This is a genomic window from Neisseria mucosa, from assembly GCF_013267835.1.
In the GTDB taxonomy this organism is placed as follows: domain Bacteria; phylum Pseudomonadota; class Gammaproteobacteria; order Burkholderiales; family Neisseriaceae; genus Neisseria.
Genome location: NZ_CP053939.1, coordinates 558,621 through 583,348, shown reverse-complemented (window position 1 = coordinate 583,348; position 24,728 = coordinate 558,621). Strand labels below are relative to the sequence as shown.

Here is a 24,728-nt window from a genome sequence, read left to right as displayed (position 1 = left end):
ATCAGGCCGTCTGAACAGGGATAAACGAAATCAACGATTTCTGCCTAAGCTGTTCAGACGGCCTTTATTTTAAAATCAAGCAGGATTATTGTTTGGCTGCTTCGATTTGGATATTGATGTTTACTTTTTTGCTCATGCCGGCACTTACCAGATAATCCAAGCCCCATTTGGTACGGTCGATGGTGGTGCTGAAGTCGCCGCCGCACACTTCTGCTTTTAACATCGGGCTTTGGTAGCAGTTGAATTTGTCGGCTTTGAGTTTCACCGGCGCAGTTTTGCCGTTCATGGTCAGGTTGCCGTCAACAGAAAGCAGTTTTTTGCCGTTGAAATTGAATTTGGTGGATACAAAACGGATTTCAGGGTATTTGTCCGCGTTGAAAATATCGGCAGATTTCAAGTGTTGGGTAAAGTGTTCAGAACCGGTTTGCAGTTTGGACAAAGGCAATACGATATCGATAGAGCCTTGGCGTTTGGCGCGGTCAAATTCCAAATTTCCGGTCAAACCATAAATACCGCCGACGTTGGTGCTGGTGTTGAAATGGTCGATGGCAAAGCGGGCATTGGCATGGAATTCGTCCACTTTATAAACAGCGGCAGACACAGCAGAAGCCAACATGGCCGAACACAATGCAAACATGATTTTTTTCATCGTCTTATCCTTAAAAGTGTGAGAAGTTCCCTATCATATCACTTTTTGACACCAACATCTTTTGCAACTGAGAAAGACAGCGTTTCATCTTAAGAAAACTTCAGGCCGTCTGAAGAAGTGAGCAGCAAATTCAGGTGAAGCAAACACAGTTTAGTTTTATTACAAAATAGCGTGCTTCATCGCTCGTAATTGGTATAAAATACCGAGTTATTTCTACAACGGGCCGCCACAATATTCAGCCTATTTCAGACGGCCTCAGCATAAAACAAAGGAACAAAAATGCCTGAATACCGCTCCAAAACCTCTACCCACGGCCGCAATATGGCAGGTGCGCGCGCATTGTGGCGTGCGACCGGCGTCATGGAAACCGACTTCGGTAAACCGATTATTGCCATTGCCAACTCCTTCACCCAATTCGTCCCAGGCCATGTGCACCTGCACAATATGGGCCAACTGGTTGCCCGTGAAATCGAAAAAGCCGGCGGCATTGCCAAAGAATTCAACACCATCGCCATTGACGACGGTATCGCCATGGGCCACAGCGGTATGCTCTACTCCCTGCCCAGCCGCGACCTGATTGCCGACTCCATCGAATACATGGTCAACGCCCACTGCGCCGACGCGCTGGTGTGCATTTCCAACTGCGACAAAATCACCCCGGGAATGCTGATTGCCGCCATGCGCTTGAATATTCCGACCATCTTCGTTTCCGGCGGCCCGATGGAAGCCGGTAAAGTTATCGGAGTTGCAAACATTCAACCCGAACGCCGCTTGGACTTGATTGACGCCATGATCGAATCGGCTGACGACAATATCAGCGACAAACAAGTCGAAGAAGTCGAGCAAAACGCCTGCCCGACCTGCGGCTCCTGCTCCGGCATGTTTACCGCCAACTCCATGAACTGTCTGACCGAAGCACTCGGCCTTTCCCTGCCGGGCAACGGCTCCTACCTTGCCACCCACGCAGGCCGCAAAGAATTGTTCCTCGAAGCCGGCCGCATGATTGTCGAAATCACCAAACGCTACTACGAGCAAGACGACGAAACCGTGTTGCCACGCAGCATTGCCACTAAAAAAGCGTTTGAAAACGCCATGACCATGGACATCGCCATGGGCGGCTCTACCAATACTATTTTGCACCTGTTGGCTGTTGCCAACGAAGCCGGTGTCGATTTCAAAATGGCCGACATCGACCGCCTGAGCCGCGTTGTTCCTTGCATCTGCAAAACCGCGCCAAACAATCACGACTACTACATGGAAGACGTGCACCGCGCCGGTGGCATTTTCGCCATCTTGAAAGAATTGGACAAGGCAGGCAAACTGCACACCGACGTGTACACCATCCATGCGCCGACACTGAAAGACGCGATTGAAAAATGGGACGTGACCAACCCTGAAAACACCCATGCCATCGAGCGTTTCAAAGCCGCTCCCGGCGGCGTGCGCACCACTCAGGCGTTCTCGCAAAACCGTATGTGGAAAACCCTCGACCTCGACCGTGAAAAAGGCTGTATCCGCGATGTCGAACATGCCTACTCGCAAGACGGCGGCTTGGCAGTATTGTTCGGCAATATCGCAGAACGCGGTTGTGTGGTAAAAACCGCAGGCGTGGACGAGAGCATCCTCAAATTTACCGGCCGCGCCCGTGTATTTGAAAGCCAAGAAGACGCAGTCGAAGGCATTTTGGGCAACCAAATCGTGGCAGGCGACATCGTCATCATCCGCTACGAAGGCCCTAAAGGCGGCCCGGGCATGCAAGAAATGCTGTACCCGACTTCTTACCTGAAATCCAAAGGTTTGGGCAAAGCTTGCGCCCTTCTGACCGACGGCCGTTTCTCCGGCGGTACTTCCGGCCTGTCCATCGGCCATGCTTCGCCTGAAGCGGCAGAAGGCGGCGCCATCGGTTTGGTACACGAAGGCGACACCATCGAAATCGATATTCCAAACCGCAGCATCCACCTTGTCATTTCCGATGAAGAGCTTGCCGCACGCCGTGCCGAAATGGAAGCACGCGGCAGCAAAGCGTGGAAACCGGAAAACCGCGACCGCTACGTCTCCGCTGCCCTGCGTGCCTACGGCGCGATGGCGACTTCCGCCGACAAAGGTGCAGTGCGCGACGTATCGCAAATCGAACGTTAATTAACCTGACTTTAAGGCCGTCTGAACGCTTCCAAGTGTTTCAGACGGCCTTCATTCAAACGGACAAATATGGACAAATTCATTTTAGCGATGATCGGCATGGCCATTGCCCTACTGATTATTATTGGCGGCGGATTTATCGCTGTCGAATATTTCAAATCCCATCCTGAAGCATTCCAAGTCAAGCCGCTATCAAAATAATCATTTAACGGCATGAGTTTCAAGGGGAAAGAGCCGCAGCTCAAGGCCGTCTGAACGCAGTACATATAATGAAACACTTTCTTTACTGGCTGGGGGGTTTCGCCATCGCCCTCGGCATATTCCAATACTACGAAACCCATCGCTATTCCGAAGACCAGCTCATCTACGCCCAACCGCCGCAAAATCGTACTGCCGTTGCCGATTTTGACGCCTTGGCGTATTTAAACTTCCTCCGCGCTTCAGCCAATCTGCCCACACTGGCGCACTCGGCCACACTCGAACGCGCCGCGCGCAATCATGCCCGCTATCTGCTGCAAAATCCTGATGATGGACATGACGAACACAATACACGCAATCCCTTTTACACAGGCCCACGCCCATCTGACCGCACGCGCAAAGCCGGTTATGCCTATCAAGGCGTACATGAAAACGTCAGTACCGGCCAACACCCGCCAAACGAAAAAATCAACGACCACCTGCCTGCCCAACATCAGCTGGACAACCTGATGACGGCGATTTACCACCGTTTCTCCTTGCTCGATCAAAATATCGACGAGGCCGGTGCCGCGTTTGAATCTCAAGGCAAACAAATCGCGTTGAGCATTAATCAGGGCGACAGCAGATTCAACAGCCTCTGCCAAAAAAACCGCCCCCTATCCGACCTCAGCCGTTCGTTTTATCAAGATGCCTGTCATGGCCATGCCATTGTTTATGCGGATGAAATTTCCAACCGCAAAACCCGGCCTTACATCACCTATCCACAAGGCAATTTCGCTTCGCCGGTTTTCCACGGCGAACGTCCTGACCCTATGCCGCATTATGAAATGACCGGCAATCCGGTCAGCATCGCATTCTCAGAACAATCGCCTCCGGTCAAAATGCGTTCGTTCAAACTGTATCAGGACACAAAAGAAATCAAAGACGTCAAAATCTTAGATAAAAATAATGACCCAAACCGCCTCCTAACCGACCGCCAATTTGCGCTGTTTCCTTTACAGCCCTTGGAATACGACACCGAATACCGTGCCGTGTTCCAATACCGTCAAAACGGAAAAAACAGAACAGCCGAATGGACATTCAGCACGCAAAAACCCGATTATCCTTACTTTATCGTCAAAGGCGGCGAAACGCTGGCCATCGAATCCGGACAAAAATATTTTATCCATTGGCAAGATTTCTGGTGCTTGAAACAATGCGAACGTTACAACTACCGCATGAACCGCGACACCCAACTCGACATCATCGAGCGGCAGACCGGCGGCATCATTATCCGTGTCAACGGAAGCAAAGGCAGCAGCATCCGCTTAATGCCCGAAGGCGAAGACAGGCGCGCCATTACACTTTATTTATGGAAATAAAGCCGTTTTCAGACGGCATGAAGCACCAAAAAGCTGATAAAATACCGCCTCACCACCCTACGGCAAGCCATCCAATATGACCAAACATCCGCAAACAGCAGCCAATACCCGCTATGCCTTTGCCAGCATTGCCGCCATGTTGGCCGCATTTTTACTGTTCGTTGCCGTGATGTTGCTGCCCTTGGGGCTGACGGCGGACACACAAGTGGGCCTGATACGGTTTTCACTCTACGCAATCGTGCTGTTTGCCGTACTTGGCGGTATTTTTTCTGTACGCGTTGCCTATTTGCGTAAAAAGAACGGAGCATGACATGACCCAAGCCGATAAAATTCCACAAGAAATCCGCCTCCAAAAAGAGCGTCGCGTACTGACTTTGGTCTATGTTGACGGTGCAAAGAGCCTTCCTGCCGAATACCTGCGCGTGTACTCGCCCAGCGCGGAAGTGCGCGGACACGGTGCCGGCCAAGATGTTTTGCAAACAGGCAAAGCCGAAGTCAGCATTACCGATTTAGACCCCGTCGGCCAATACGCCTTGAAAATTACTTTTTCAGACGGCCACGACAGCGGCCTTTACGATTGGGACTATCTCTACCGACTGGCGCACAATCAAGACGCGCTTTGGCAAGACTATCTCGACCGCCTCGAAAAAGCCGGCGCGTCCAGAACGCCAAGTGCCGAAGACTTAAAACCCAAACACACACATTCCTGCGGTAGTGGTGGTTGCGGCGGAAAGGCCGTCTGAAAAAAGGCAAGACCGTAAGCTTGGATGACGGAAGAAGCATTGACGGCAAAGCGTTCCTCTCCCCGCCCAAAAAAGGCCGAAAAGTGGCCATCTTCGGCGATACTAAAGCCTGTCCGCAGGCAGTACGCGCCGCACAAAATGCAGACGTTTTGGTGCATGAAGCAACCTTTGCGGCAGGTGATGAAGAAACAGCGGAACGAGTGTTCCATTCGACCGTATCCGATGCCGCCAAGCTGGCTTTGCAGGCCAATGTGAAACAACTTTACCCGACCCACATCAGCGCACGTTATACCGAAGAAGAACAACGCCTGATGCTGGAACAGCAGGCACAAACTATATTTCCCGCGTCGAAAGTGGTTGGCGATTTCGACGTATTCGATATCTGAATCCGTATTATTTTAAGAAGGCAGACACTATGAGCGACCACAAAACCCATTTCGGCTTCACTACCGTTGACGAAGACGAAAAAGCAGGCAAAGTTGCCGAAGTCTTCCACTCCGTGGCAAAAAACTACGACATTATGAATGACGTAATGTCCGGCGGTCTGCACCGCGTTTGGAAACATTTCACCATCAATACCGCCCGCCTGAAAAAAGGCGACAAAGTATTGGACATCGCCGGCGGTACAGGTGATTTATCCCGAGGCTGGGCAAAACGTGTGGGCAAAGAAGGCGAAGTTTGGCTGACAGACATCAACTCCTCCATGCTGACCGTCGGCCGCGACCGCCTGCTTAACGAAGGCATGATTCTGCCCGTATCGTTGGCAGACGCTGAAAAATTGCCGTTCCCCGACAACTATTTCAATCTGGTTTCCGTCGCATTCGGCCTGCGCAACATGACGCACAAAGATGCCGCGCTGAAAGAAATGTACCGCGTATTGAAACCGGGCGGCACCCTGCTGGTGTTGGAATTCTCCAAAGTGTACAAACCTTTGGAAGGCGTGTACGACCTCTACTCTTTCAAACTGTTGCCGATTATGGGCAAACTGATTGCCAAAGATGCCGACAGCTACCAATACCTCGCCGAGTCCATCCGTATGCATCCCGACCAAGAAACCTTGAAACAAATGATGCTGGATGCAGGCTTCGACAGCGTGGATTACCACAACATGAGCGCAGGCATCGTCGCCCTGCATAAAGGCGTGAAATTCTAAGGCCGTCTGAAACAAAAACAAAGGGCGTGATTGATAGACACGCCCTTTGTTTTTTTCAAACCTTACCCAAGCCAGTCTGACACAAACCAAAGACCGCCTGAACAGCCATAAAACGAAATCAAGGATTTCGGTTACACCATTCAGACGGCCTGAATATGCTCAAATCAGCTTATTTTCCTGCTTTCACGCTTTGCCATTGACGGACCATAAATTTCAACGCCGCCGGCTGGATAGGCACCATGATAAAGCTGTTTTTCAAATCTTCATCAGTCGGGAAAATCGTATTGTCGTTTCTAAACTCTTCATCCATCAGCTCCTGAGCCGGTTTGCTGGATGGCGCATAAGTGACAAAATTGCCGTTTTTCGCCGCAACTTCGGGATCTAAGAAATCATTGATATACGCATGGGCATTGGCCACATGTTTGGCATCTTTCGGAATCACAAACGAATCCACCCAAATCCCCACGCCTTCTTTCGGCATCATCACACGGATTTTTTCTTTGCCGCCGGCTTCTTCGGCACGACGTTTGGCAATGTTCAAATCGCCGCCAAAACCAATTGTTACGCAAGTATCGCCGCGCGCCAAATCATCGATAAAACCGGACGAGGTAAAACGCTTGATGTACGGACGGTTTTTCTTCAAGACTTCCGTAGCCGCCTTAATATCCGCCGTTTCACTGCTGTTTGGATTTTTACCCATATAATTCAATACCATAGGATAAATCTCTGCCGCGCTGTCCAAATAGCTGATGCCGCATTGCTTGAGTTTGGACGTGTATTCGGGGTTAAACACCAAATCCCATTGATTGTCCGGCAACTGATCCGTACCCAAAGCCTTTTTCACACGCTCGGTATTGATGGCGAAAGTGTTAGTCCCCCAATAAAACGGAACGGCGTATTCGTGATTCGGATCAACGCCTTCCATCAGCTTCATCAGTTGTGGATTCAGGTTTTTATAGTTGGGAATCAGGGATTTGTCGATTTTCTGATACGCACCTGCCTTAATCTGCCTACCGACAAACGCATTGGAAGGACCCACGATGTCGTAACCCGACTTGCCGGTCAACACCTTGCTTTCCAGCGTTTCATCGCTGTCATACACATCATAAGTTACTGAGATACCGTGTTTTTTCTCAAACGCGGCAACCGTCTCGGGATCAACATATTCCGACCAGTTGTAAATGCTCAATACCTTTTGATTATCGGTTTGCGCCGCCTTGTCGGCAGAGTTTTTGTCCGAGCCGCCGCAGCCGGCCAGCGCCAGCGCAGTCAGTACGATGAGGGGCAGATGTTTGGCCATTATCATTCCTTGCGTATCCGGTTGAAAAGAGAAAGGCATTATAAAGCAGGCAAGCCGGGGCGGATAGGCTTCATTGTTAAAAGATATCGACCCGCTTGAAGCCGTCTGAAAGACAGCTTGCCGCCAACTTAAAACCTTTCTGCCGATAGCTTGAAATATGGTTTTGCGGTAAGATAACGCCCATTCGTTTTTAATCTCAACGTGCCGTCCGGGCCGTCTGAAATCTTTGTACAAAATTTTATCGAGACATTATGAAAACCACCGAACTACGCCAAAAATTCCTGAAATTTTTCGAATCTAAAGGCCACACCATCGTCCGCTCCTCCTCGCTCGTGCCACACGACGACCCAACCCTGCTGTTTACCAACGCAGGTATGAACCAATTTAAAGACGTATTCCTCGGCTTTGACAAACGCCCCTACAACCGCGCCACTACCGCGCAAAAATGCGTACGTGCAGGCGGCAAACACAACGACTTGGAAAACGTAGGCTACACCGCCCGTCACCACACCTTCTTTGAAATGATGGGCAACTTCTCCTTCGGCGACTACTTCAAACGCGATGCCATCCACTTCGCTTGGGAATTCCTGACTTCCCCCGAATGGTTGAACATCCCTAAAGACAAACTGTTGGCAACCGTTTACGCAGAAGACGACGAAGCCTACAACATCTGGTTGAACGAAATCGGTATGCCTGCCGAACGCATCGTCCGCATCGGCGACAACAAAGGTGCGAAATACGCATCCGACAACTTCTGGCAAATGGGCGACACCGGCCCTTGCGGCCCTTGCTCCGAAATTTTCTACGACCACGGCGAAGAAATCTGGGGCGGCATTCCGGGCAGCCCTGAAGAAGACGGCGACCGCTGGATTGAAATTTGGAACTGCGTATTTATGCAGTTCAACCGCGACGAACAAGGCAATATGAATCCACTGCCTAAGCCTTCCGTCGATACCGGCATGGGCTTGGAGCGCATGGCCGCCGTCATGCAGCATGTTCACAGCAACTACGAAATCGACTTGTTCCAAGACCTGCTCAAAGCCGTTGCCCGCGAAACCGGCGCAGCTTTCAGCATGGAAGAACCCAGCCTGAAAGTCATCGCCGACCACATCCGATCCTGCTCCTTCCTGATTGCAGACGGTGTCTTGCCTTCCAACGAAGGCCGCGGCTACGTATTGCGCCGCATCATCCGCCGCGCCGTGCGCCACGGTTACAAACTAGGCCAGAAACAGGCGTTTTTCTACAAACTCGTGCCCGATTTGGTGAAAGAAATGGGCGCCGCGTATCCTGAGTTGAAAGAGAAACAGACACAGATTATGGAAGCCTTGCGCGCGGAAGAAAGCCGCTTCGGCGAAACGCTGGAAAAAGGCATGGGCTTGTTCAACCAAGTGCTCAACGGCATGAAATTCCTGAAACTGGAAAGCTTGTTGCCGCAAGACGGTGTAGGCAAACCTCTGACATTGAAAACCGCAGATGGTGTGGAATTTACCGCCGCTTCCCGTGTTGCTCCGAGCAAAAAGCAAATCGTTATCCGTCCTCGAGTTTCAGGCAGCCTGAACGAAGGCATGTATATCGATTTGCAGGCTGCTTTGGAAACCGCCCATATTCCCGACGCGAAAAAACCGTTTGCCGAAGCCTTGAATACCTACTTGATGGACAACATCGCCAACAGCAAACTCGTTATCGGCGGCGAACACATCTTCAAACTCTACGACACCTACGGTTTCCCCTACGACCTAACCGCCGACATGGCGCGCGAACTGGGCATCGAACTGGACGAAGCAGGCTTCGAGCGTGAGATGGAAGCCCAACGTGCACGCGCACGCGCCGCACAAAGCTTCAAAGCCAATGCCCAACTGCCTTACGAAGGTCAGGACACCGAGTTTAAAGGCTATAGCGAACGCCAAACCGAATCTAAAGTCCTCGCCCTCTACAAAGACGGCGAGCAAGTCGACGAATTGAACGAAGGCGACGAAGGTGCCGTCGTTATCGACTTTACCCCGTTCTACGCAGAATCCGGCGGCCAAGTCGGCGACGTCGGCTATATCTTCGCAGGCGAAAACCGCTTTGAAGTACGCGATACCCAAAAAATCAAAGCGGCCGTATTCGGTCAATTCGGCGTACAAACTTCAGGCCGTCTGAAAGTCGGCGACAGCGTTACCGCCAAAGTGGATGACGAAATCCGCAATGCCAATATGCGCAACCACAGCGCGACCCACTTGATGCACAAAGCCCTGCGCGATGTATTGGGCGAACACGTTGAACAAAAAGGCTCTTTGGTTACCGCCGAATCCACCCGTTTCGACATTTCCCATCCTCAAGCAGTAACTGCCGAAGAAATCGCCGAAGTAGAACGCCGCGTCAACGAAGCCATTTTGGCAAACGTTGCCGTCAACGCAGCTATTATGAGCATGGAAGATGCCCAAAAAACCGGCGCCATGATGCTCTTCGGCGAAAAATACGGCGACGAAGTGCGCGTATTGCAAATGGGCGGTTTCTCTACCGAATTGTGCGGCGGTACACACGTTTCACGCACCGGCGACATCGGCCTCTTCAAAATCATCAGCGAAGGCGGTATTGCCGCAGGCGTGCGCCGTATCGAAGCCATCACCGGCCTGAACGCACTCAAATGGGCGCAAGAACAAGAACGCTTGGTTAAAGACATTATTGCCGAAACCAAAGCCCAAACCGAAAAAGACGTACTGGCGAAAATCCAAGCAGGCGCAGCACACGCCAAAGCATTGGAAAAAGAATTGGCACGCGCCAAAGCCGAACTCGCCGTCCATGCAGGTGCCAAACTCTTGGACGATGCAAAAGACTTGGGTGCAGCCAAACTCGTTGCCGCACAAATCGAAGCCGATGCCGCAGCCCTGCGCGAAATCGTGACCGACTTAACCGGCAAATCAGAACAAGCCATCGTATTGCTCGTCGCAGTCAACGACGGCAAAGTTTCCCTATGTGCAGGCGTATCCAAACCATTGACTGGCAAAGTCAAAGCAGGCGATCTGGTTAAATTTGCAGCCGAACAAGTCGGCGGCAAAGGCGGCGGCCGTCCTGACTTGGCGCAAGCCGGCGGTACGGATGCCGACAAATTGCCTGAAATGCTGGTAAGCGTGGAAGGTTGGGTAAGCAGTAAACTGGTTTGATAAGTAATATGTAGGTACAAAGAAGATCGTCTGAAAATTTTTCAGACGATCTCTTGTTAGAAGGTTAATTTCATTTAAATTTTCCTCTAATACATTAGAAAGCCAAATAGAAGAATTATTCTATATTCAGTTTAATTTAAAAAACAATCTTGACAAACAAGGAAATTATTATGGCAGTTAATGTAGAATCAACAAAAGAAGTAATTAGATCATATCTAGATAAAAATTCATTAAAATATAAAGATAGGAATAATAAAGATTTTGATGGCTTTGTATTACGTTTTTCTCATAGAAAAAATCAGGAAATACAATTCAAGCTAGTAATCTCTGTGCAAGAAGGTGGTGATTTTATACAATTTTTTTCCTTATTAAAATTAAAACCAAATTGCCTTGACTTTCAAAAAAGATTGCTTCAAGAAAATCTAGAGAAAAAGTTAATTAAATGGAGTGCTGATAAAGAAAAGAATGCTGAGTATGCTGTTTGTTCAGTTGATATACTCATTAATTATCAAGAAGAAATTTCACCTAATCAAATTGAGCGTGCATTGCAGAGTATGCAAAGCAGTATTGTTGCATTATCAAATTTATTCTCTTTTGAAGAGTAGTGTTTAATTATGTCTAAAAATACTGATACCGCATCTCAAGATAATAAAAAAACTGGGAAGAATAATTGGAACATTGTTTGGAATAGTTTTTGGTTACTAATCATATTTGGTTTATTTGTTACCATATCTATTACCATGTTTATAATCCCCAAATCATCTGATCAATCAAGTAATATAAAAAGCAGTAGTAAAAACTATTTAGATAAAAACTTACTCGAAAATACAACAATTTCTTGCAAAAACAGAAAAGAATGCCAGGCTATAGAACGAAAATTTCAGCAAATTAAGGATGATATTTATAGGGGAGATATAGAAAAGATACAACTAAAAATAGATAACCAAGATAAAATAATTAACTCTCTAACATTTTCAGTTTCTTTATACGCCGTATTAATAACTGTAATTTCTATATTTTTCTCATTGCGAGAGTCACAAAGAATTGATAAGGCATTGGATGAAGTTAATGAACTTAAGGAAAAATTAACTAATCAATTTAATGAAGAATTAAAAAATAAACTTATAGAATTACAAAAAGATATTGTTAAAGTTAAAGATGATTCTAATGAGTTTAAACAATATTTTGATAAAACTAAAGAAAAAAACGAAAAACTTCCTCAGCAACTTGTCACTAGAGATGCAGATAATATAAGTAGCGACATTGACAACAGTGTATTGCAAAATGAACCCAATGAAAATAGTAAAAATAAAAATGAATTAGATTATGGCTCTCTCATAGAATAATTAAAAACAAGTATAGCAAGCCGTAGCCCGCACCCCTGCCAACCGCGTGCGTGGCTACGCCACACACCCTACCTGTGGGCGACGCAAACTTAAGATTGAGATGTAGGGTGTGTGCGGTACGCACGCGGTTTTCGTTGTTACCGAATGATTCCAAACTATGACGTAATCCAGTCGGCAGCAAACGCAGCTTGGGTCATGTACCAAAAAAACACAATATCAAAGGCCGTCTGAAAAATAATTTTCAGACGGCCTTTCTGTTTTCATTTAAAGCTGATTAATGCTTAAATTTAAGCTTTTTGTTCAATCATCTAACATCAATCTTTCTCAACCGTAAAAAACAGTGCTTCCTGTTTCAAAGCATTACCGTCTGCATCGGTCAATGCTGCTTCTGCTGCGGAAAACTTGATAACGGCGAGGCTGAGGCTGCCTTGCTCTGTGAGTGCAGTATTAAGAATAACGCCTGCTTCTTCCTCGCCGACTTTGACGGCAATACCGGCGGCTTCTAAAGAATCGCCGCTTAATACGGCCAGACCGCGTTTGACTTGGCCTCGGTATTGGGCGCGGGCGATGATTTCTTGGCCGGGGTAGCAACCTTTACGGAAATGGACGGCGCCGATGATGTGTTGGTTGAGCATTTGGGCAACGGCCGCTTCTTTGGTTGCGGCGCAAATCCACGGATAGCCGCTGCGGATTTCGTGCAGGTTCCATGCGTTTTCGGCTTCTGCTTGATATTCGGATGCGTTTTCTGCTGCTGAAATTTTCAGACGGCCTGTGTGCGGCAAGGCGATTTCTACGGTGTTTTCTTGAATTTGGGCCAGGAAAGACAGTTGCGGTTCAACAGCAGGATGTGGTGCTGCATTGTCTGCCAATTCGCCGCTGACAGCCAAATCAGGCATCAGCTCGAAGACGACTTTTGCACGCAAGACAAACATTCTCAAACGTTTGACGATGGCTTCGGTCAAATCTTGCGCCATGACCAACAGTAAATCTTCTCCGCGATTGACGACCAACATATTCGCCAACACACGGCCTTTAGGCGTATTGTATGTGGCGTAACATGCCTGACCTGAAGCTAAATTATTAATATCGTTGGATAATTGGCCATGAAGAAATGAAGCTCTGTCTTCACCGCTGACGCGGACAACGCCGAAAAAAGGCAGGCGGGTTTGCATAATCGACTCCTTAAATTGTAGATGCTGAATTATCGCCCAAATTGCCGCTTATTATCAAATAAATAAATTCAGGCCGTCTGAATGTTTCAGACGGCCTGTTGTTTGGATTCAAGCAATCAAAATTATTTGATGCTGACTTTACGGATAATCACAGCTTCGGTCGGTACATCTTGATGGAAACCGCGTGTCGCTGTTTTCACTTTGCTGATTTTACGGACAACGTCCATGCCGGAAGTAACTTTACCGAAAACGGCATAGCCGTAGCCTTGAGGGGTTTTGCTTTTGAAATTCAAAAAGTCGTTGTCGGCCGTATTGATAAAGAACTGGCTGGTTGCGGAATTCGGATCGCCGGTGCGCGCCATGGCGATGGTGCCGACGTTATTTTTCAAGCCGTTGTCTGCTTCGTTGTTGATGGCTTTATCGGTGGATTTTTGAACCATTTTCTCGGTAAATCCGCCGCCTTGAATCATAAAATTGTCGATAACGCGGTGGAAAATCGTGTTGTCGTAAAAACCTTTTTTGGCGTAATTGACAAAGTTTGCCACGGTTTTCGGCGCTTTGACTTCATCCAACTCCAGTTGGATGTTGCCCATATTGGTTTCAATCACGGCATGGGTAACCGCTTGCGCTTGCACGGAAAGTAAGAGTGCGAGGGCGCACAGGGTCAGTTTGATGGATTTTTTCATATGTCTTCTCGAATGATGTATTGTGAAAATGGAATATTAACCTTGTTTCGCGTGAAATCCATAAAAAACATGTAAGATTTTTCAAGCAAAAAACATAAGGCAATCAAATCAGGCCGTCTGAAAAAGGATAAAAAACAAATTTTTGCTTTTTATCATTCCCTTTCAGACGGCCTACTATTACGGTCAAACCGAAATCAGATTAGAAATCCAATTCCGCTTTCAGCCAGTAAATACGCGGCATACCGACGACGGCGAAGCTGCGGTCATATTGGCCGCGTTGCACCTGCCAGTAGTTTTTGTTGAACAGGTTTTCTACCGAGCTGCTGACGGTTAAAGTATTTTTGCCGAGCTTGGTTTTGTAGCGCGCGCCTACGTCAACCAAGGTATAGGACGGGAAGGCGTATTGTTTTTGCGTGTCTTGGTAAGACTTACCAAAATACGAAACATTGCCGTTCAAGGTCAAGCCCTTGGCAAACGGTGTATCCCATTCCACGCCTGCTTTGGCAATCACGCGCGGGTTGGCGACTTGTACGCCGTTAACCAAATTGTCGGCGAAATTCGGATAATCTTTTACGGTTGATTGCAGATACATCAAACCAAAGCTTGGACGCAGGGTTTTGTCCAACAAGTTGGCATAGGTATTGAACTCAATACCACGGCTGCGTTCCATGCCTTGTTTGTCGCCTGCCGCGCCGCCCAAAGCTTTATACGCGGCAAAGTCTGTTTTGCCGGTGGTAGAACCGCGCCAGTAGCCCGGACGTTTGATTTGGAACGCGTTTAACGTGGTCACGAAATTGCCCCAGTTTTTACGCACGCCCACTTCAAACTGACGACTGACACGCGGTTTAGACATGGTGGTATTGCCATCATCGTCGGTTTTAATGTCGGCTGGCTCTAAGTCTTCCATGTAGTTGCCGTAGACGACTAAATCAGGTTGCGGCACCCACGCGGCCATAAACATAGGGCTAAAACGTTTGGCATCGCCACTTTGACCTGCTTTTTTATCGGTATATTCAACCGCTTGGAAACGACCTCCCAAAGTCAGACGGTATTTGTTGTCGGCAAAGCCCAAGGTGTCGGACAAAGCTAGGCTGTTAACTTTGATATTGGCATCCAGGTTTGCTGAGCTTTCCCAGTCTGTCGCGTAATTAGGGACAAAAGAAGCCAGTTGATTGTCAATATTGCCGTTTGCATCAACCTCAACGCGGCTTTTGCCCGCAGCCGAACCACGGACAGTCGCACGCTGACGAATGATACGGTCAAAAGCAGTACTCCAGTTATGCGTTACCGGGCCGGTTTCAAATTCGCCGCGCGCGGATAAATTTATACTCAAAGTACGGAAATATTGGTCGGTCAGGCGTGCCGTACCTGTGTGGTATTGGTTGGCACTTGAGCAGGTTGCGGTTTGGCTGCTTGCGCCTTTTTTACCGCAGATGGTCGGAGAAATCAGCGTGCCGTAATAACGCGCCTTGTTGTAACCGATACCGCCGGTAATTTGCGCATTTTCAAACGCATCCCATTCAAAAGTCAGCATATTGGTTTGACCGACGGTATTTTGCCAGTTCCAGCTTGGCAACAGATTTGTTTTGCCATCCGGGGCATCGAACAAACGACCATCAGCGTTTTGGATGTCCTGCATACGTGCACGGCCGCCGTTGGTTTTGCGTTTCGCGTAGATGGAATCGAACGCCACGCGCAGTTTTTCGCCGCGATAGTCGGCATTTAAGGCAAATTCTTTGTTGTCTTCGCTGTAGCCGTGGCGCGGGGTGTAGCCGTGGCGCAGTTTGCCGTTGGCACGTACGCCGAATTCTTTGTTTTCGCCGAAGCGTTGACCCAAGTCGAACGTACCTTGGGCGCGATTGTTGCTGAACCAGCCCAAACCGATTTTGCGGTTGCCTTCATCGGCGGCTTTTTTGGTTTCGATATTGACGGAACCAGATACCGCGCCTTCAGGGTCCATACCGTTCACGGCGGTGGACGCGCCTTTAATCAGTTGTGCAGAGCCGACTTGCACGCTGGCCGTACCTTGTGTGCCGTACATACCGGCCAAACCGTTGACGCTGAATTGGCGCGCATCAAGTTGGTAACCGCGGAAGTAAAGACCGGTCAAAGTATTGCTTTCGCCGCCAAACTGCCAAGTCGAAGCGTCTTTTTTCGCTACAGCATCCACCAAAGTACGCGCTTCGGTGTTGTTGAGGGCTTTTTCGTCGTAATTGACCACGGTAATCGGCGCGGTAAAGGCATTGGCTTTACCCAACACGCCCAAATTCACGCGGTCGCGCATATCGCCGTCACTGGCAATAGAATAAGAGCGTGCGGCCTTCACGCGTTTGGCGTCGGCGTGGACTTTGACTTCCTGCACTTCTGCATGGGCTTCGGGAGCAGGGGTGGCTTCATCGGCGGCGTAGGCGAATGCGCTTGCAACCACAAGCGGCATCAGGGCTAATTTGCTGTTCATAAATTCCTTCTGAATTGAAATATTAATAATTCTTATATCGGGTAAAAAATTACAAAGTAATTTAGCTTTGCGATTATATTTGATAAGATTCCTGCTTTCCACAAAAACAAATAAGAACTGTTTGTAAATACAAAAATACAACAGTTTGAAAAACTATTTTCATAGTGATCATAATTCAATAAATTTGCCGTCCTTTCAGACGGCCTTTACGACCCTTTCAGAGAATACACCCATGCAAAAATGGCAAACCGAGCTTTATTCCTCACCGTCTTGGCTGGTGCAGACCTTGTTGATGGTCGCCGCCGCCTCGGCGGTGATTCTGTTTTTTGCACGCAACACGCGCTTCGGGCGCGAGTTCAGCTATATCCTGCGGCTATGTCTGACGCCGAAAAGTGCAGTTAAAGTATTGCTGCTGATTACGGCGATGATTACGCTGCTGCTGACCGAAGTGCGGTTGAATGTGTTGAGTACCTTTATGTCCAAAGGGCTTTACGACTCGATGCAGGATTTGAATGCCTCCGCGTTTTGGATGTTTGCGGCGATGAATGCAGGCGTGGTGTTGATACGGGCGTTTAACAACGTCGTCAACGACTTTCTCGATCAAGGCTTGGCGATTAAATGGTCGGAGCGGCTCAATGAAGTTTTGACTTCGCGCTGGCTTGCCGACAAAAACTACTACCGCCTGCAAATGCGCCGCCATGCGCCGGACAATATCGACCAGCGTATCCAACAGGACGCGCAGGAATTCATCGCTTCGACCATCGAATTTGTGCGCGGCATGGTCAATTCGGTCGTTACCTCGCTGGAATTTGCCGTTGTTTTGTGGGGCTTGGCGGGCATCCTGACCGTGTTCGGCTTCGATATTCCGCACGGTATCGTTTGGTTTGTCTATATGTTTGTGATTTTGGCGACCTTTATCGCCATGTGGATAGGCAACCCTTTGATTCGTTTTAATTATGAAAACGAAAAACTCAACGGCGACTACCGTTATTCCCTTGTCCGCGTGCGCGACCATGCCGAAAGCGTCGCGTTTTACAACGGCGAAAAACACGAACACGACCAGCTTGCCGACCGCTTCAAGGCCATCATCCGCAACCGTTGGCGTATCGCGCGGCAAAGTGTCTGCCTGAGCGGCTTTAACGATATGTTTACCAACGGCATCAAGCTCTTTCCCATTATTTTGCAAGCTCCGCGCCTGTTTGCCGGACAAATCAAAATCGGCGACATCCAGCAGACCGTCCAAGCCTTCGCACGACTGCAAAACGCGCTGTCTTTCTTCCGGATGTTCTACAACAAATTCACTGCCTACCGCGCCCGATTGGAGCGTCTGTACGGATTCTTGCTGAGTACGGAAGAAAAACACGCCGCACGACAACCTGAGCTTACCGAAGTTTCAGACGGCCTGATCTTAGAAAACGTTGCCCTATACCGCCACAACGGCGAAGTTTTATTAGACGGCATCAATATCAACCTCAAAAGCGGCAATTCCCTACTGATACGCGGCCCGAGCGGTTGCGGCAAAACTTCGTTGCTGCGTGCACTGGCTGGACTTTGGCCTTTCGGCAGCAGCGGTAAAGTCAGCCATCCGCCGCATCAAAACATCCTATTCCTGCCGCAACGCCCCTACACAGCACAAGGCAGCCTGCGCGATGCGATTTGTTACCCCGACATTGACCATCATCACCCCGAGTTAGCCGAAGCCATGAATACCTGCCGCCTAGGTTATCTCATTGATAAATTGGACAAAACCGACGACTGGCAACACAAACTCTCCCCCGGCGAACTGCAACGCGTCGCCTTCGTCCGCGCCCTGCTCTCGCAGCCCAAAATCATCCTGCTCGACGAAGCCACCGCCGCTTTGGACGAACCGACCGAAGCCCTGCTCTACCGCGCCTTAAAGCAAAAACTGCCCGACAGCATCATCATCAGCATCGGACACCGCAGCACGCTCAACGAATTCCATGATTTATGTCTCGATGTCGGTCATGTACAATGCTGAATTAATGGCATACCAAAGGCCGTCTGAAACAGTGAGAAACAAAATCAAACGATTTTGTCATCGCCGTTTCAGACGGCCTTTTCAAACGCCATGGCATGTTTATTTGCTATACTCTGCATTGTGTTAACGTCGTCTAAAAATATTTATGAAAACCCTGGCCCTTATTCCACATTACAACCATCCGACCACCATCAGCCACGTTGCCCAAACCATGCGCGGCTTCGGTTTAAACGTTTTAATTGTGGACGACGGTTCACGCGAAGAATGCAAACCTGTATTGCAGGCTTTGGTTTCAGACGGCATTGATGTCCTTTACCGTCCCATCAACGGCGGTAAAGGCGCAGCGGTCAAAACCGGCTTGGAATACGCTCAAGAACATGGCTATACCCACGTCTTGCAGGTTGATGCAGACGGCCAGCATTGCTTGAGCGACACTCCCAAACTCCTCGCCGCAGCAGAACAAAATCCCGAAGCTGTTGTTTGCGGCTGGCCGCAATACGGCGATGACGCGCCCAAAGCACGACTTTACGGACGAAAAATTACCGACTTCTGGAATATGCTGCACACTTGGTCATGCGACATCAAAGACGGCATGTGCGGCTTCCGCCTCTATCCCCTTACACCCGCGCTGTCCGTCGTCCGCGAAGAAACCGTAGGCGACCGCATGGACTTCGATACGGAAATCCTTATCCGCCTCTACTGGCGCGACATCAAACCGGTTTGGATTAAAACACCCGTCCAATACGCCGCCGACGGCGTGTCCCACTTCGATGCCTTTGCCGACAATGTCCGCATCAGCAAAATGCATACACGGCTGTTTTTCGGTATGTTGAAACACCGATTGGGCAAAGTTTTCGGAAAGGCCGTCTGAAACCATGATCAACCATAAACAAACCCATTGGGCGGCACAACCCGAACGCGGCAGCCGCCTGTTTCTCGCCCTGACTACATTGATGGTGCGCCATCTGCCGGCCTTTTTAATGAGGCCGTGCATTTGGTTTGTGGTACTGTATTTTTATGCAACCGCGCCCAAACCGCGCCGTCATGTCTTACGCTATCAAACCCGTCTTCAGACGGCCTTTCCCCATACCGTCCTGCCGAAACACAGCGTATTCAAACAATTCGTTGCATTTGGCGAAGCGGTTTGCGACCGTTTTGCCGTGTGGCAACGCAAAATCCGTTATGAAGATTTGGTGATTGAAGATCCGGACGATATCTATTCGCAAATCAAACGCAACGAACGCGGCCAGATTTTTGCCTGTTCGCACTTGGGCAATACCGAAGTTTGCCGTGCGCTGGTGTCGCACCATAAAGATTTCAGACTCAATGTATTAGTACACAGCAAACACGCGCAGGCATTTAACGAGGCATTGCAAAAAGCCGGCGCAGAACATATCCGCCTGATTCAGGTAACCGATTTGGACACCACCCTGATGATGGAATTGAACCGCCGTATCGAAGACGGCGAATGGATTGCCATCGCGGCCGACCGAGTACCTGTCCGCGGCGAGAAAACCGCCGACATTAATTTCTTAGGCCACACCGCCCCTATGCCGCAAGGCGCATGGCTATTGGCTTCGCTTTTAAAAACGCAAGTAAACACGCTGTTTTGCGTCAAACAAAACGGCCGCCATCATTTGAAACTGCGCCGCTTTACCGATACTTCCAGCTGGAAACGCGGCAACCGCGAAGCCGCCGTCAAAGACGCGATGCAGGGTTTTGCCGACATTTTGGCGCAAGAATGTGCGCAAAATCCGCTACAATGGTTCAATTTTTATGATTTTTGGGGCGAAGACGCCGTCTGAAACCAACACACTCACTTTTTTAAGCCATGAAAAAACACATCTATTGCCAACACAGCTTTGAAACTGAAGTTCCTTTTTTTGACGTAGATGCCATGCACATCGTGTGGCACGGAAACTATGTCAAATACCTTGAAACCGCACGTTGCGCTTTTCTGTCTTCCATCGGTTATGACTACAACGAAATGGGGCGGCAAGGGTACAGCTGGCCGATTGTGCAGATGAACCTCAAATACATCCGCCCTGCCAGTTTCGGCCAAAAAATCCGCGTTGATATGGACATCGTCGAGATCGAAAGCTGCCTGCGTATCGATTACACCATTTACGATGCCGAAACCAATGAAAAACTGACCCGCGCTTCGACTACCCAAGCTGCGGTTTCGCTTTCAGACGGCCTGATGCAGTTTCAAACGCCGGACAGCTGGTTGGAAGCTGTCAAAAGACATCCGACATTTAAGGCCGTCTGAAAAATTTAACGATTAAACCAATCTTTGTCTGTGTACAAACATTACCCTTTATAATTTTAAATTTCCGTTTTCAGACGGCCTTTGTCCTCAAACCGCACACATTATGCTACTGAACCTCAACCGCTTTGCCTTTCCTGTTTTCTTAAAAGAAACCCACCTGCTTACCGCCCTCGCACTGCCCATGCTGTTGGCGCAAGTGGCGCAAGTGGGCATTGGTTTTGTCGATACGGTGATGGCCGGTGGCGCAGGCAAGGAAGATTTGGCCGCGGTGGCGCTGGGCAGTAGCGCGTTTTCTACGATTTACATTACCTTTATGGGCGTGATGGCGGCGTTGAACCCGATGATTGCCCAGTTGTACGGCGCGGGTAAAACCGAAGAAGTCGGCAAAACAGGAATGCAGGGCATTTGGTTTGGCTTGTGTTTGGGCGTATTCGGCATGCTGTTGATGTGGGCGATGATTACGCCGTTCCGTCATTGGCTGACATTGAACGATTATGTCGAAGACACGATGGCGCAATATATGTTCTTCACCAGCTTGGCAATGCCGGCCGCCATGATACACCGCGCCCTGCACGCTTATGCCTCCAGCTTGAACCGTCCGCGTGTGATTATGTTGGTCAGTTTCGCGGCATTTGTGTTGAATGTGCCGCTGAACTATGTGTTTGTTTACGGCAAATTCGGTATGCCTGCTTTGGGCGGCGCAGGTTGCGGCGTGGCAACGGCGGCGGTATTTTGGTTCAGCGCATTGGCCTTGTGGCTTTATATCGCCAAAGAAAAATTCTTCCGTCCGTTTGGTTTGACGGCAAAAATCGGTAAACCCGATTTGACGGCCTTCAAACAGATTTGGAAAATCGGTGCACCCATCGGCTTGTCTTATTTTTTAGAAGCCAGCGCGTTTTCGTTTATCGTCTTTTTGGTGGCGCCATTCGGCGAGGATTATGTCGCCGCGCAACAAGTCGTCATCAGCCTGTCAGGGATTTTGTATATGGTTCCGCAAAGCGTCGGCTCGGCAAGCACGGTACGCGTTGGCTTTTCGCTCGGGCGGCGCGATTTTTTGCGGGCGCGTTATATTTCAGGCGTTTCATTGGTGTTGGGCTGGATGCTTGCCACCTGCACCGCGCTGCTCTTGGTCATCTTTCGCTTTCAATTAGCCGGTATGTACACCAACGATGCGGCCGTATTAGGCATTGCTGCGACTGTTTTATTTTTCGCCTCCCTATTCCAATTGGCAGATGCCACCCAATGTATCGCTTCATATGCGCTGCGCGGCTATAAAGTGACCAAAATGCCGATGTTCATCCATGCCGTGGCTTTCTGGGGGTGCGGCCTGTTGCCCGGCTACCTGCTTGCCTATCATGCCGATATGGGCATTTACGGCTTCTGGACTGCGCTGACCGTTTCACTGACGATTGCCGCCATTGCATTGGTATGGTGCCTGGAGCTTTGCAGTAAAGAGAGGGTCAAATCGCATAAGGCCGTCTGAAATTTCTTTCAGACAACCTCCATTGATATTTCATTTACGGCTTATTCACTTTTAAGGAAAAAAATGTTTTCAACCTCCATTATAGAAAAACTTGCTTACTATATTTATTGCTTGATTGACCCTAGAGACGGCAATATTTTCTATGTAGGTAAAGGCGTGGGCAATCGCGTTTTCCATCATGCCCTAGGTTCATTACAAGAAACAGAAACGCCAAGTGATAAAATTGCCTTGATTAGGGAAATACATCAAAGTGGAAACCAACCCGTGTATTACATTCTGCGGCACAACATCCAAACAGACAAACAGGCTTTTGAATATGAAGCGATGGCAATAGACCTACTCTCCTTAGTCAAGCCGAGCCAGCAGCCGCTGACTAATATTCAAGGCGGCACGCATTCTTCTGAAGTAGGATTGATGAGCTTGTCCGAATTAAAACGAAAATATGATGCGCAAGAATTGAAAACTGATAAACCTATTGTTTTAATTACGATTAATAACGAATACGAGAAACTGAAAAAAGACATCAGATCAGGGAATATTCCTGAAGCCGATAGGCATAAGGAAATTTATGAGCGCACACGGAAATATTGGAAAATCGGAAGTAGGCGTGAAAAAGCAAAATATGCAGTTGCAGTCTATCGCGGCTGGACATTGGCAGTGTATGAAATCGAAAGATGGATTTCTGCCGACGATATTATTCAAGGCCGTTGGATGTTTGAAGGCAAGCCGTTGCCAAAAGAGTCCGACGTTTATCAAGAAATCGTAGACAAGCTGACCTATTCTTCCCAAGAAAACTATAAAGCCCCCCAAAACCCCATTACCTATCGTAATTGTTAAATAGTAAGTTTTCAGACGACCTGAATCCACAAAATCACAAATCATCATGCAACCCATCCAATACCAAACCGACCTTACCCCTTACAACACTTTCGGCCTCAAAGCCCAAGCCCAAGCATTTGTTGCACTTAAACACGCCGACGAGTTGCGCGACATCGTCCGACTGCCCGAGTTCGACCGCGATACCGTTTTATGGCTCGGCGGCGGCAGCAATATCCTTTTAATGGAGGACTATGCTGGTCTGGTTGTGCATATGGAAAACAAGGGAATACGCGAAATTGAGCGTTCAGACGGCCTGGTTTATATCGAAGCTCAGGCCGGGGAAATTTGGCATGATTTTGTTTTGCATACGGTTGGACTGGGTTTAAGCGGGCTGGAAAACCTCAGTCTGATTCCGGGCACGGTCGGTGCGTCTCCGGTACAAAACATCGGTGCATACGGCGTTGAAGCGAAAGATGTTATCCATAGCGTACGCTGCTTTGATTTGGATACGGAAACCTTTGTCGAGCTTTCCAATGCCGACTGTGACTTTGCCTATCGTGAAAGCCTATTCAAACAGGAAGGCAAAGGCCGTTATGTGATTGTTTCGGTTGTATTTGCGTTAAAAGAGCATTTTGTGCCGAACTTGGGCTATGGCGATTTGGCGGCAGCGGTTGCCAAACTGAGCCAAGGCCGCGAGGCGACGGCCAAAGATGTTTCCGATGCAGTGTGTGCAATCCGCAACAGTAAACTGCCTAATCCTAACGTACTTGGTAATGTCGGTAGTTTCTTTAAAAATCCAGTTGTCAGTGCTGAAAAAGCGGCCGATTTGTTGCAGCAATACCCCGATATGCCACGCTATCCGCAGCCTGACGGTTCGGTCAAACTCGCGGCCGGCTGGCTGATTGACCAATGCCGTCTGAAAGGCCATCAGATCGGCGGTGCGGCCGTGCATGACAGACAGGCTTTGGTTTTAGTGAATAAAAACAACGCGTCCGCGCAAGATGTCCACCAGCTGGCACAATATGTTTGTAATACAGTATTTACTCAATTTCAGGTAGAATTACACGCAGAACCCAACTGGCTGCCGACTTCATACAGCCTATAAAACAAAGGAGTGTATCCCATGCCGCGCATTGCTAAAGTCAACACTTACACACGAATCATCAATGCCAGCCTCGCCTTGTTCAACGAAGAAGGCGAGCGCAATATCAGCACCAACCACATTGCCGCCCATTTGGGCATCAGCCCGGGCAACCTCTACTACCATTTCCGCAACAAAGACGAAATCATCGTCCAATTGTTCAAACGTTACAGTGAGGCCCTGCTTGCCTATCTTAACGAAGCCGTGTTGCCGTCTAATGTCGAAGACTCCATTAACTACATGGCCGGTATTTATGATGTGATGTGGGAATACCGTTTCCTTTTCAGCGATGTGAACACCCTGCTTGCCCGCAGTGCCGAATTATTGGGCGAACACAATACCTTTACCCAAGCCAAAGTGTCCCCCCTGTTGGTCAACCTGCTGACCCAGCTCAACGGCTTGAACATTATTAGCGCAGACCAAACCGCCATGAACGACCTTGCCGTCAATATGTGGATGGTAACGAAATACTGGTTCGACTTCGACAGCTCCCTGCGCGGCCGCGCCAAGTTGACCGAAGATTCCAAAGTACGGGGCATCAGCCGCACACTCAGCCTGTTACGCCCTTACCTCCTTCCGGAACACCGTGCCGAATTTGACCAAAAAATCGGCAGCAACCATTAATTTTTCCATACAAAGGCCGTCTGAAAACGTGGTTTTAACCAA

At 49.0% G+C, this 24,728-nt stretch carries 23 protein-coding genes; 18 read left to right on the top strand and 5 right to left on the bottom strand.

The features are described 5' to 3' along the window. Positions 1-85: 85 nt before the first annotated feature. The gene (locus tag FOC66_RS02705; protein WP_003746400.1) at positions 86-649 is read right to left on the bottom strand and encodes a YceI family protein; all 564 of its coding nucleotides are present in this window, start codon (positions 647-649) and stop codon (positions 86-88) included. A gap of 279 nt (positions 650-928) precedes the next feature. Here FOC66_RS02705 and ilvD point away from each other — a divergent pair, with 279 nt between their 5' ends. From ilvD to ubiE, 7 genes are all read left to right on the top strand, one after another. Continuing rightward, on the top strand, positions 929-2,788 hold the full coding sequence (ilvD, locus tag FOC66_RS02700) for a dihydroxy-acid dehydratase (protein WP_003746398.1): 1,860 nt from the start codon (positions 929-931) through the stop codon (positions 2,786-2,788). A gap of 69 nt (positions 2,789-2,857) precedes the next feature. Beyond that, positions 2,858-2,989, top strand: coding sequence for a hypothetical protein (locus tag FOC66_RS10805; RefSeq protein WP_256388404.1), 132 nt, complete (start codon positions 2,858-2,860; stop codon positions 2,987-2,989). Positions 2,990-3,057: 68 nt separating this feature from the next. After that, on the top strand, positions 3,058-4,347 hold the full coding sequence (locus tag FOC66_RS02695; RefSeq protein ID WP_003746395.1) for a CAP domain-containing protein: 1,290 nt from the start codon (positions 3,058-3,060) through the stop codon (positions 4,345-4,347). 76 nt (positions 4,348-4,423) lie between these two features. Next, entirely contained in the window at positions 4,424-4,657 is a 234-nt protein-coding gene (locus tag FOC66_RS02690) for a hypothetical protein (protein ID WP_003746394.1), read from the top strand. A 1-nt stretch (position 4,658) separates the two neighbouring features. After that, positions 4,659-5,090, top strand: coding sequence for a gamma-butyrobetaine hydroxylase-like domain-containing protein (locus FOC66_RS02685; RefSeq protein ID WP_003746392.1), 432 nt, complete (start codon positions 4,659-4,661; stop codon positions 5,088-5,090). Positions 5,091-5,110: 20 nt separating this feature from the next. Beyond that, on the top strand, positions 5,111-5,476 hold the full coding sequence (locus FOC66_RS02680) for an MBL fold metallo-hydrolase (RefSeq protein WP_231288067.1): 366 nt from the start codon (positions 5,111-5,113) through the stop codon (positions 5,474-5,476). A gap of 29 nt (positions 5,477-5,505) precedes the next feature. After that, entirely contained in the window at positions 5,506-6,243 is a 738-nt protein-coding gene (ubiE, locus tag FOC66_RS02675; protein WP_003746386.1) for a bifunctional demethylmenaquinone methyltransferase/2-methoxy-6-polyprenyl-1,4-benzoquinol methylase UbiE, read from the top strand. A gap of 169 nt (positions 6,244-6,412) precedes the next feature. Here ubiE and FOC66_RS02670 read toward each other — a convergent pair whose 3' ends face one another. Further along, a complete protein-coding gene (locus FOC66_RS02670) occupies positions 6,413-7,543 on the bottom strand; it encodes a polyamine ABC transporter substrate-binding protein (RefSeq protein ID WP_003746385.1) in 1,131 nt (376 codons plus the stop codon). 251 nt (positions 7,544-7,794) lie between these two features. Here FOC66_RS02670 and alaS point away from each other — a divergent pair, with 251 nt between their 5' ends. The 3 genes from alaS (at position 7,795) to FOC66_RS02655 (ending at position 12,035) form a co-directional block, all read left to right on the top strand. After that, positions 7,795-10,689 carry an alanine--tRNA ligase gene (alaS, locus tag FOC66_RS02665; protein WP_003746382.1) on the top strand — a complete coding sequence of 965 codons (2,895 nt, stop codon included), beginning with the start codon at positions 7,795-7,797 and terminating at the stop codon, positions 10,687-10,689. A gap of 170 nt (positions 10,690-10,859) precedes the next feature. Then, positions 10,860-11,294: a hypothetical protein gene (locus tag FOC66_RS02660; RefSeq protein WP_036493594.1), complete on the top strand. Its 435-nt coding sequence runs from the start codon at positions 10,860-10,862 to the stop codon at positions 11,292-11,294. A 9-nt stretch (positions 11,295-11,303) separates the two neighbouring features. After that, positions 11,304-12,035: a hypothetical protein gene (locus FOC66_RS02655; protein ID WP_172884818.1), complete on the top strand. Its 732-nt coding sequence runs from the start codon at positions 11,304-11,306 to the stop codon at positions 12,033-12,035. Between the two features lie 314 nt (positions 12,036-12,349). Here FOC66_RS02655 and FOC66_RS02650 read toward each other — a convergent pair whose 3' ends face one another. The 3 genes from FOC66_RS02650 to FOC66_RS02640 form a co-directional block, all read right to left on the bottom strand. Continuing rightward, positions 12,350-13,207, bottom strand: a complete 858-nt coding sequence (locus FOC66_RS02650) for a YgfZ/GcvT domain-containing protein (protein WP_003746376.1) — start codon at positions 13,205-13,207, stop codon at positions 12,350-12,352. 122 nt (positions 13,208-13,329) lie between these two features. Further along, complete coding sequence (locus FOC66_RS02645) at positions 13,330-13,893, bottom strand: peptidylprolyl isomerase (protein WP_003746374.1); 564 nt, start codon at positions 13,891-13,893, stop codon at positions 13,330-13,332. A 199-nt stretch (positions 13,894-14,092) separates the two neighbouring features. After that, positions 14,093-16,351, bottom strand: coding sequence for a TonB-dependent siderophore receptor (locus FOC66_RS02640; RefSeq protein WP_003746372.1), 2,259 nt, complete (start codon positions 16,349-16,351; stop codon positions 14,093-14,095). A 232-nt stretch (positions 16,352-16,583) separates the two neighbouring features. Between FOC66_RS02640 and FOC66_RS02635 the strand changes: the two genes are divergently transcribed. From FOC66_RS02635 to FOC66_RS02600, 8 genes are all read left to right on the top strand, one after another. Continuing rightward, positions 16,584-18,350, top strand: coding sequence for an ABC transporter ATP-binding protein/permease (locus tag FOC66_RS02635; RefSeq protein WP_003746370.1), 1,767 nt, complete (start codon positions 16,584-16,586; stop codon positions 18,348-18,350). Between the two features lie 145 nt (positions 18,351-18,495). Then, positions 18,496-19,221 (top strand): glycosyltransferase family 2 protein, encoded by a 726-nt coding sequence (locus FOC66_RS02630; RefSeq protein ID WP_003746368.1) that lies wholly within the window; start codon positions 18,496-18,498, stop codon positions 19,219-19,221. A 4-nt stretch (positions 19,222-19,225) separates the two neighbouring features. Continuing rightward, positions 19,226-20,155, top strand: coding sequence for a glycosyl transferase family 2 (locus FOC66_RS02625; protein WP_003746366.1), 930 nt, complete (start codon positions 19,226-19,228; stop codon positions 20,153-20,155). A gap of 26 nt (positions 20,156-20,181) precedes the next feature. Then, a complete protein-coding gene (locus tag FOC66_RS02620) occupies positions 20,182-20,619 on the top strand; it encodes an acyl-CoA thioesterase (protein ID WP_003746365.1) in 438 nt (145 codons plus the stop codon). Positions 20,620-20,722: 103 nt separating this feature from the next. Then, the gene (locus tag FOC66_RS02615) at positions 20,723-22,102 is read left to right on the top strand and encodes an MATE family efflux transporter (RefSeq protein ID WP_003746363.1); all 1,380 of its coding nucleotides are present in this window, start codon (positions 20,723-20,725) and stop codon (positions 22,100-22,102) included. Between the two features lie 63 nt (positions 22,103-22,165). Further along, entirely contained in the window at positions 22,166-22,939 is a 774-nt protein-coding gene (locus FOC66_RS02610; protein WP_036493587.1) for an LEM-3-like GIY-YIG domain-containing protein, read from the top strand. A 46-nt stretch (positions 22,940-22,985) separates the two neighbouring features. Next, positions 22,986-24,026 (top strand): UDP-N-acetylmuramate dehydrogenase, encoded by a 1,041-nt coding sequence (murB, locus tag FOC66_RS02605; RefSeq protein WP_003746359.1) that lies wholly within the window; start codon positions 22,986-22,988, stop codon positions 24,024-24,026. Positions 24,027-24,044: 18 nt separating this feature from the next. Then, a complete protein-coding gene (locus FOC66_RS02600) occupies positions 24,045-24,686 on the top strand; it encodes a TetR/AcrR family transcriptional regulator (protein WP_036491149.1) in 642 nt (213 codons plus the stop codon). The last annotated feature ends 42 nt before the right edge of the window (positions 24,687-24,728 follow it).

What these genes read in the sequence shown, in the direction of transcription:
- FOC66_RS02705 (WP_003746400.1), bottom strand. Translation starts at nt 649, where the DNA reads ATGAAAAAAATCATGTTTGCATTGTGTTCGGCCATGTTGGCTTCTGCT.
- ilvD (WP_003746398.1), top strand. Translation starts at nt 929, where the DNA reads ATGCCTGAATACCGCTCCAAAACCTCTACCCACGGCCGCAATATGGCA.
- FOC66_RS10805 (WP_256388404.1), top strand. Translation starts at nt 2,858, where the DNA reads ATGGACAAATTCATTTTAGCGATGATCGGCATGGCCATTGCCCTACTG.
- FOC66_RS02695 (WP_003746395.1), top strand. Translation starts at nt 3,058, where the DNA reads ATGAAACACTTTCTTTACTGGCTGGGGGGTTTCGCCATCGCCCTCGGC.
- FOC66_RS02690 (WP_003746394.1), top strand. Translation starts at nt 4,424, where the DNA reads ATGACCAAACATCCGCAAACAGCAGCCAATACCCGCTATGCCTTTGCC.
- FOC66_RS02685 (WP_003746392.1), top strand. Translation starts at nt 4,659, where the DNA reads ATGACCCAAGCCGATAAAATTCCACAAGAAATCCGCCTCCAAAAAGAG.
- ubiE (WP_003746386.1), top strand. Translation starts at nt 5,506, where the DNA reads ATGAGCGACCACAAAACCCATTTCGGCTTCACTACCGTTGACGAAGAC.
- FOC66_RS02670 (WP_003746385.1), bottom strand. Translation starts at nt 7,543, where the DNA reads ATGGCCAAACATCTGCCCCTCATCGTACTGACTGCGCTGGCGCTGGCC.
- alaS (WP_003746382.1), top strand. Translation starts at nt 7,795, where the DNA reads ATGAAAACCACCGAACTACGCCAAAAATTCCTGAAATTTTTCGAATCT.
- FOC66_RS02660 (WP_036493594.1), top strand. Translation starts at nt 10,860, where the DNA reads ATGGCAGTTAATGTAGAATCAACAAAAGAAGTAATTAGATCATATCTA.
- FOC66_RS02655 (WP_172884818.1), top strand. Translation starts at nt 11,304, where the DNA reads ATGTCTAAAAATACTGATACCGCATCTCAAGATAATAAAAAAACTGGG.
- FOC66_RS02650 (WP_003746376.1), bottom strand. Translation starts at nt 13,207, where the DNA reads ATGCAAACCCGCCTGCCTTTTTTCGGCGTTGTCCGCGTCAGCGGTGAA.
- FOC66_RS02645 (WP_003746374.1), bottom strand. Translation starts at nt 13,893, where the DNA reads ATGAAAAAATCCATCAAACTGACCCTGTGCGCCCTCGCACTCTTACTT.
- FOC66_RS02640 (WP_003746372.1), bottom strand. Translation starts at nt 16,351, where the DNA reads ATGAACAGCAAATTAGCCCTGATGCCGCTTGTGGTTGCAAGCGCATTC.
- FOC66_RS02635 (WP_003746370.1), top strand. Translation starts at nt 16,584, where the DNA reads ATGCAAAAATGGCAAACCGAGCTTTATTCCTCACCGTCTTGGCTGGTG.
- FOC66_RS02630 (WP_003746368.1), top strand. Translation starts at nt 18,496, where the DNA reads ATGAAAACCCTGGCCCTTATTCCACATTACAACCATCCGACCACCATC.
- FOC66_RS02625 (WP_003746366.1), top strand. Translation starts at nt 19,226, where the DNA reads ATGATCAACCATAAACAAACCCATTGGGCGGCACAACCCGAACGCGGC.
- FOC66_RS02620 (WP_003746365.1), top strand. Translation starts at nt 20,182, where the DNA reads ATGAAAAAACACATCTATTGCCAACACAGCTTTGAAACTGAAGTTCCT.
- FOC66_RS02615 (WP_003746363.1), top strand. Translation starts at nt 20,723, where the DNA reads ATGCTACTGAACCTCAACCGCTTTGCCTTTCCTGTTTTCTTAAAAGAA.
- FOC66_RS02610 (WP_036493587.1), top strand. Translation starts at nt 22,166, where the DNA reads ATGTTTTCAACCTCCATTATAGAAAAACTTGCTTACTATATTTATTGC.
- murB (WP_003746359.1), top strand. Translation starts at nt 22,986, where the DNA reads ATGCAACCCATCCAATACCAAACCGACCTTACCCCTTACAACACTTTC.
- FOC66_RS02600 (WP_036491149.1), top strand. Translation starts at nt 24,045, where the DNA reads ATGCCGCGCATTGCTAAAGTCAACACTTACACACGAATCATCAATGCC.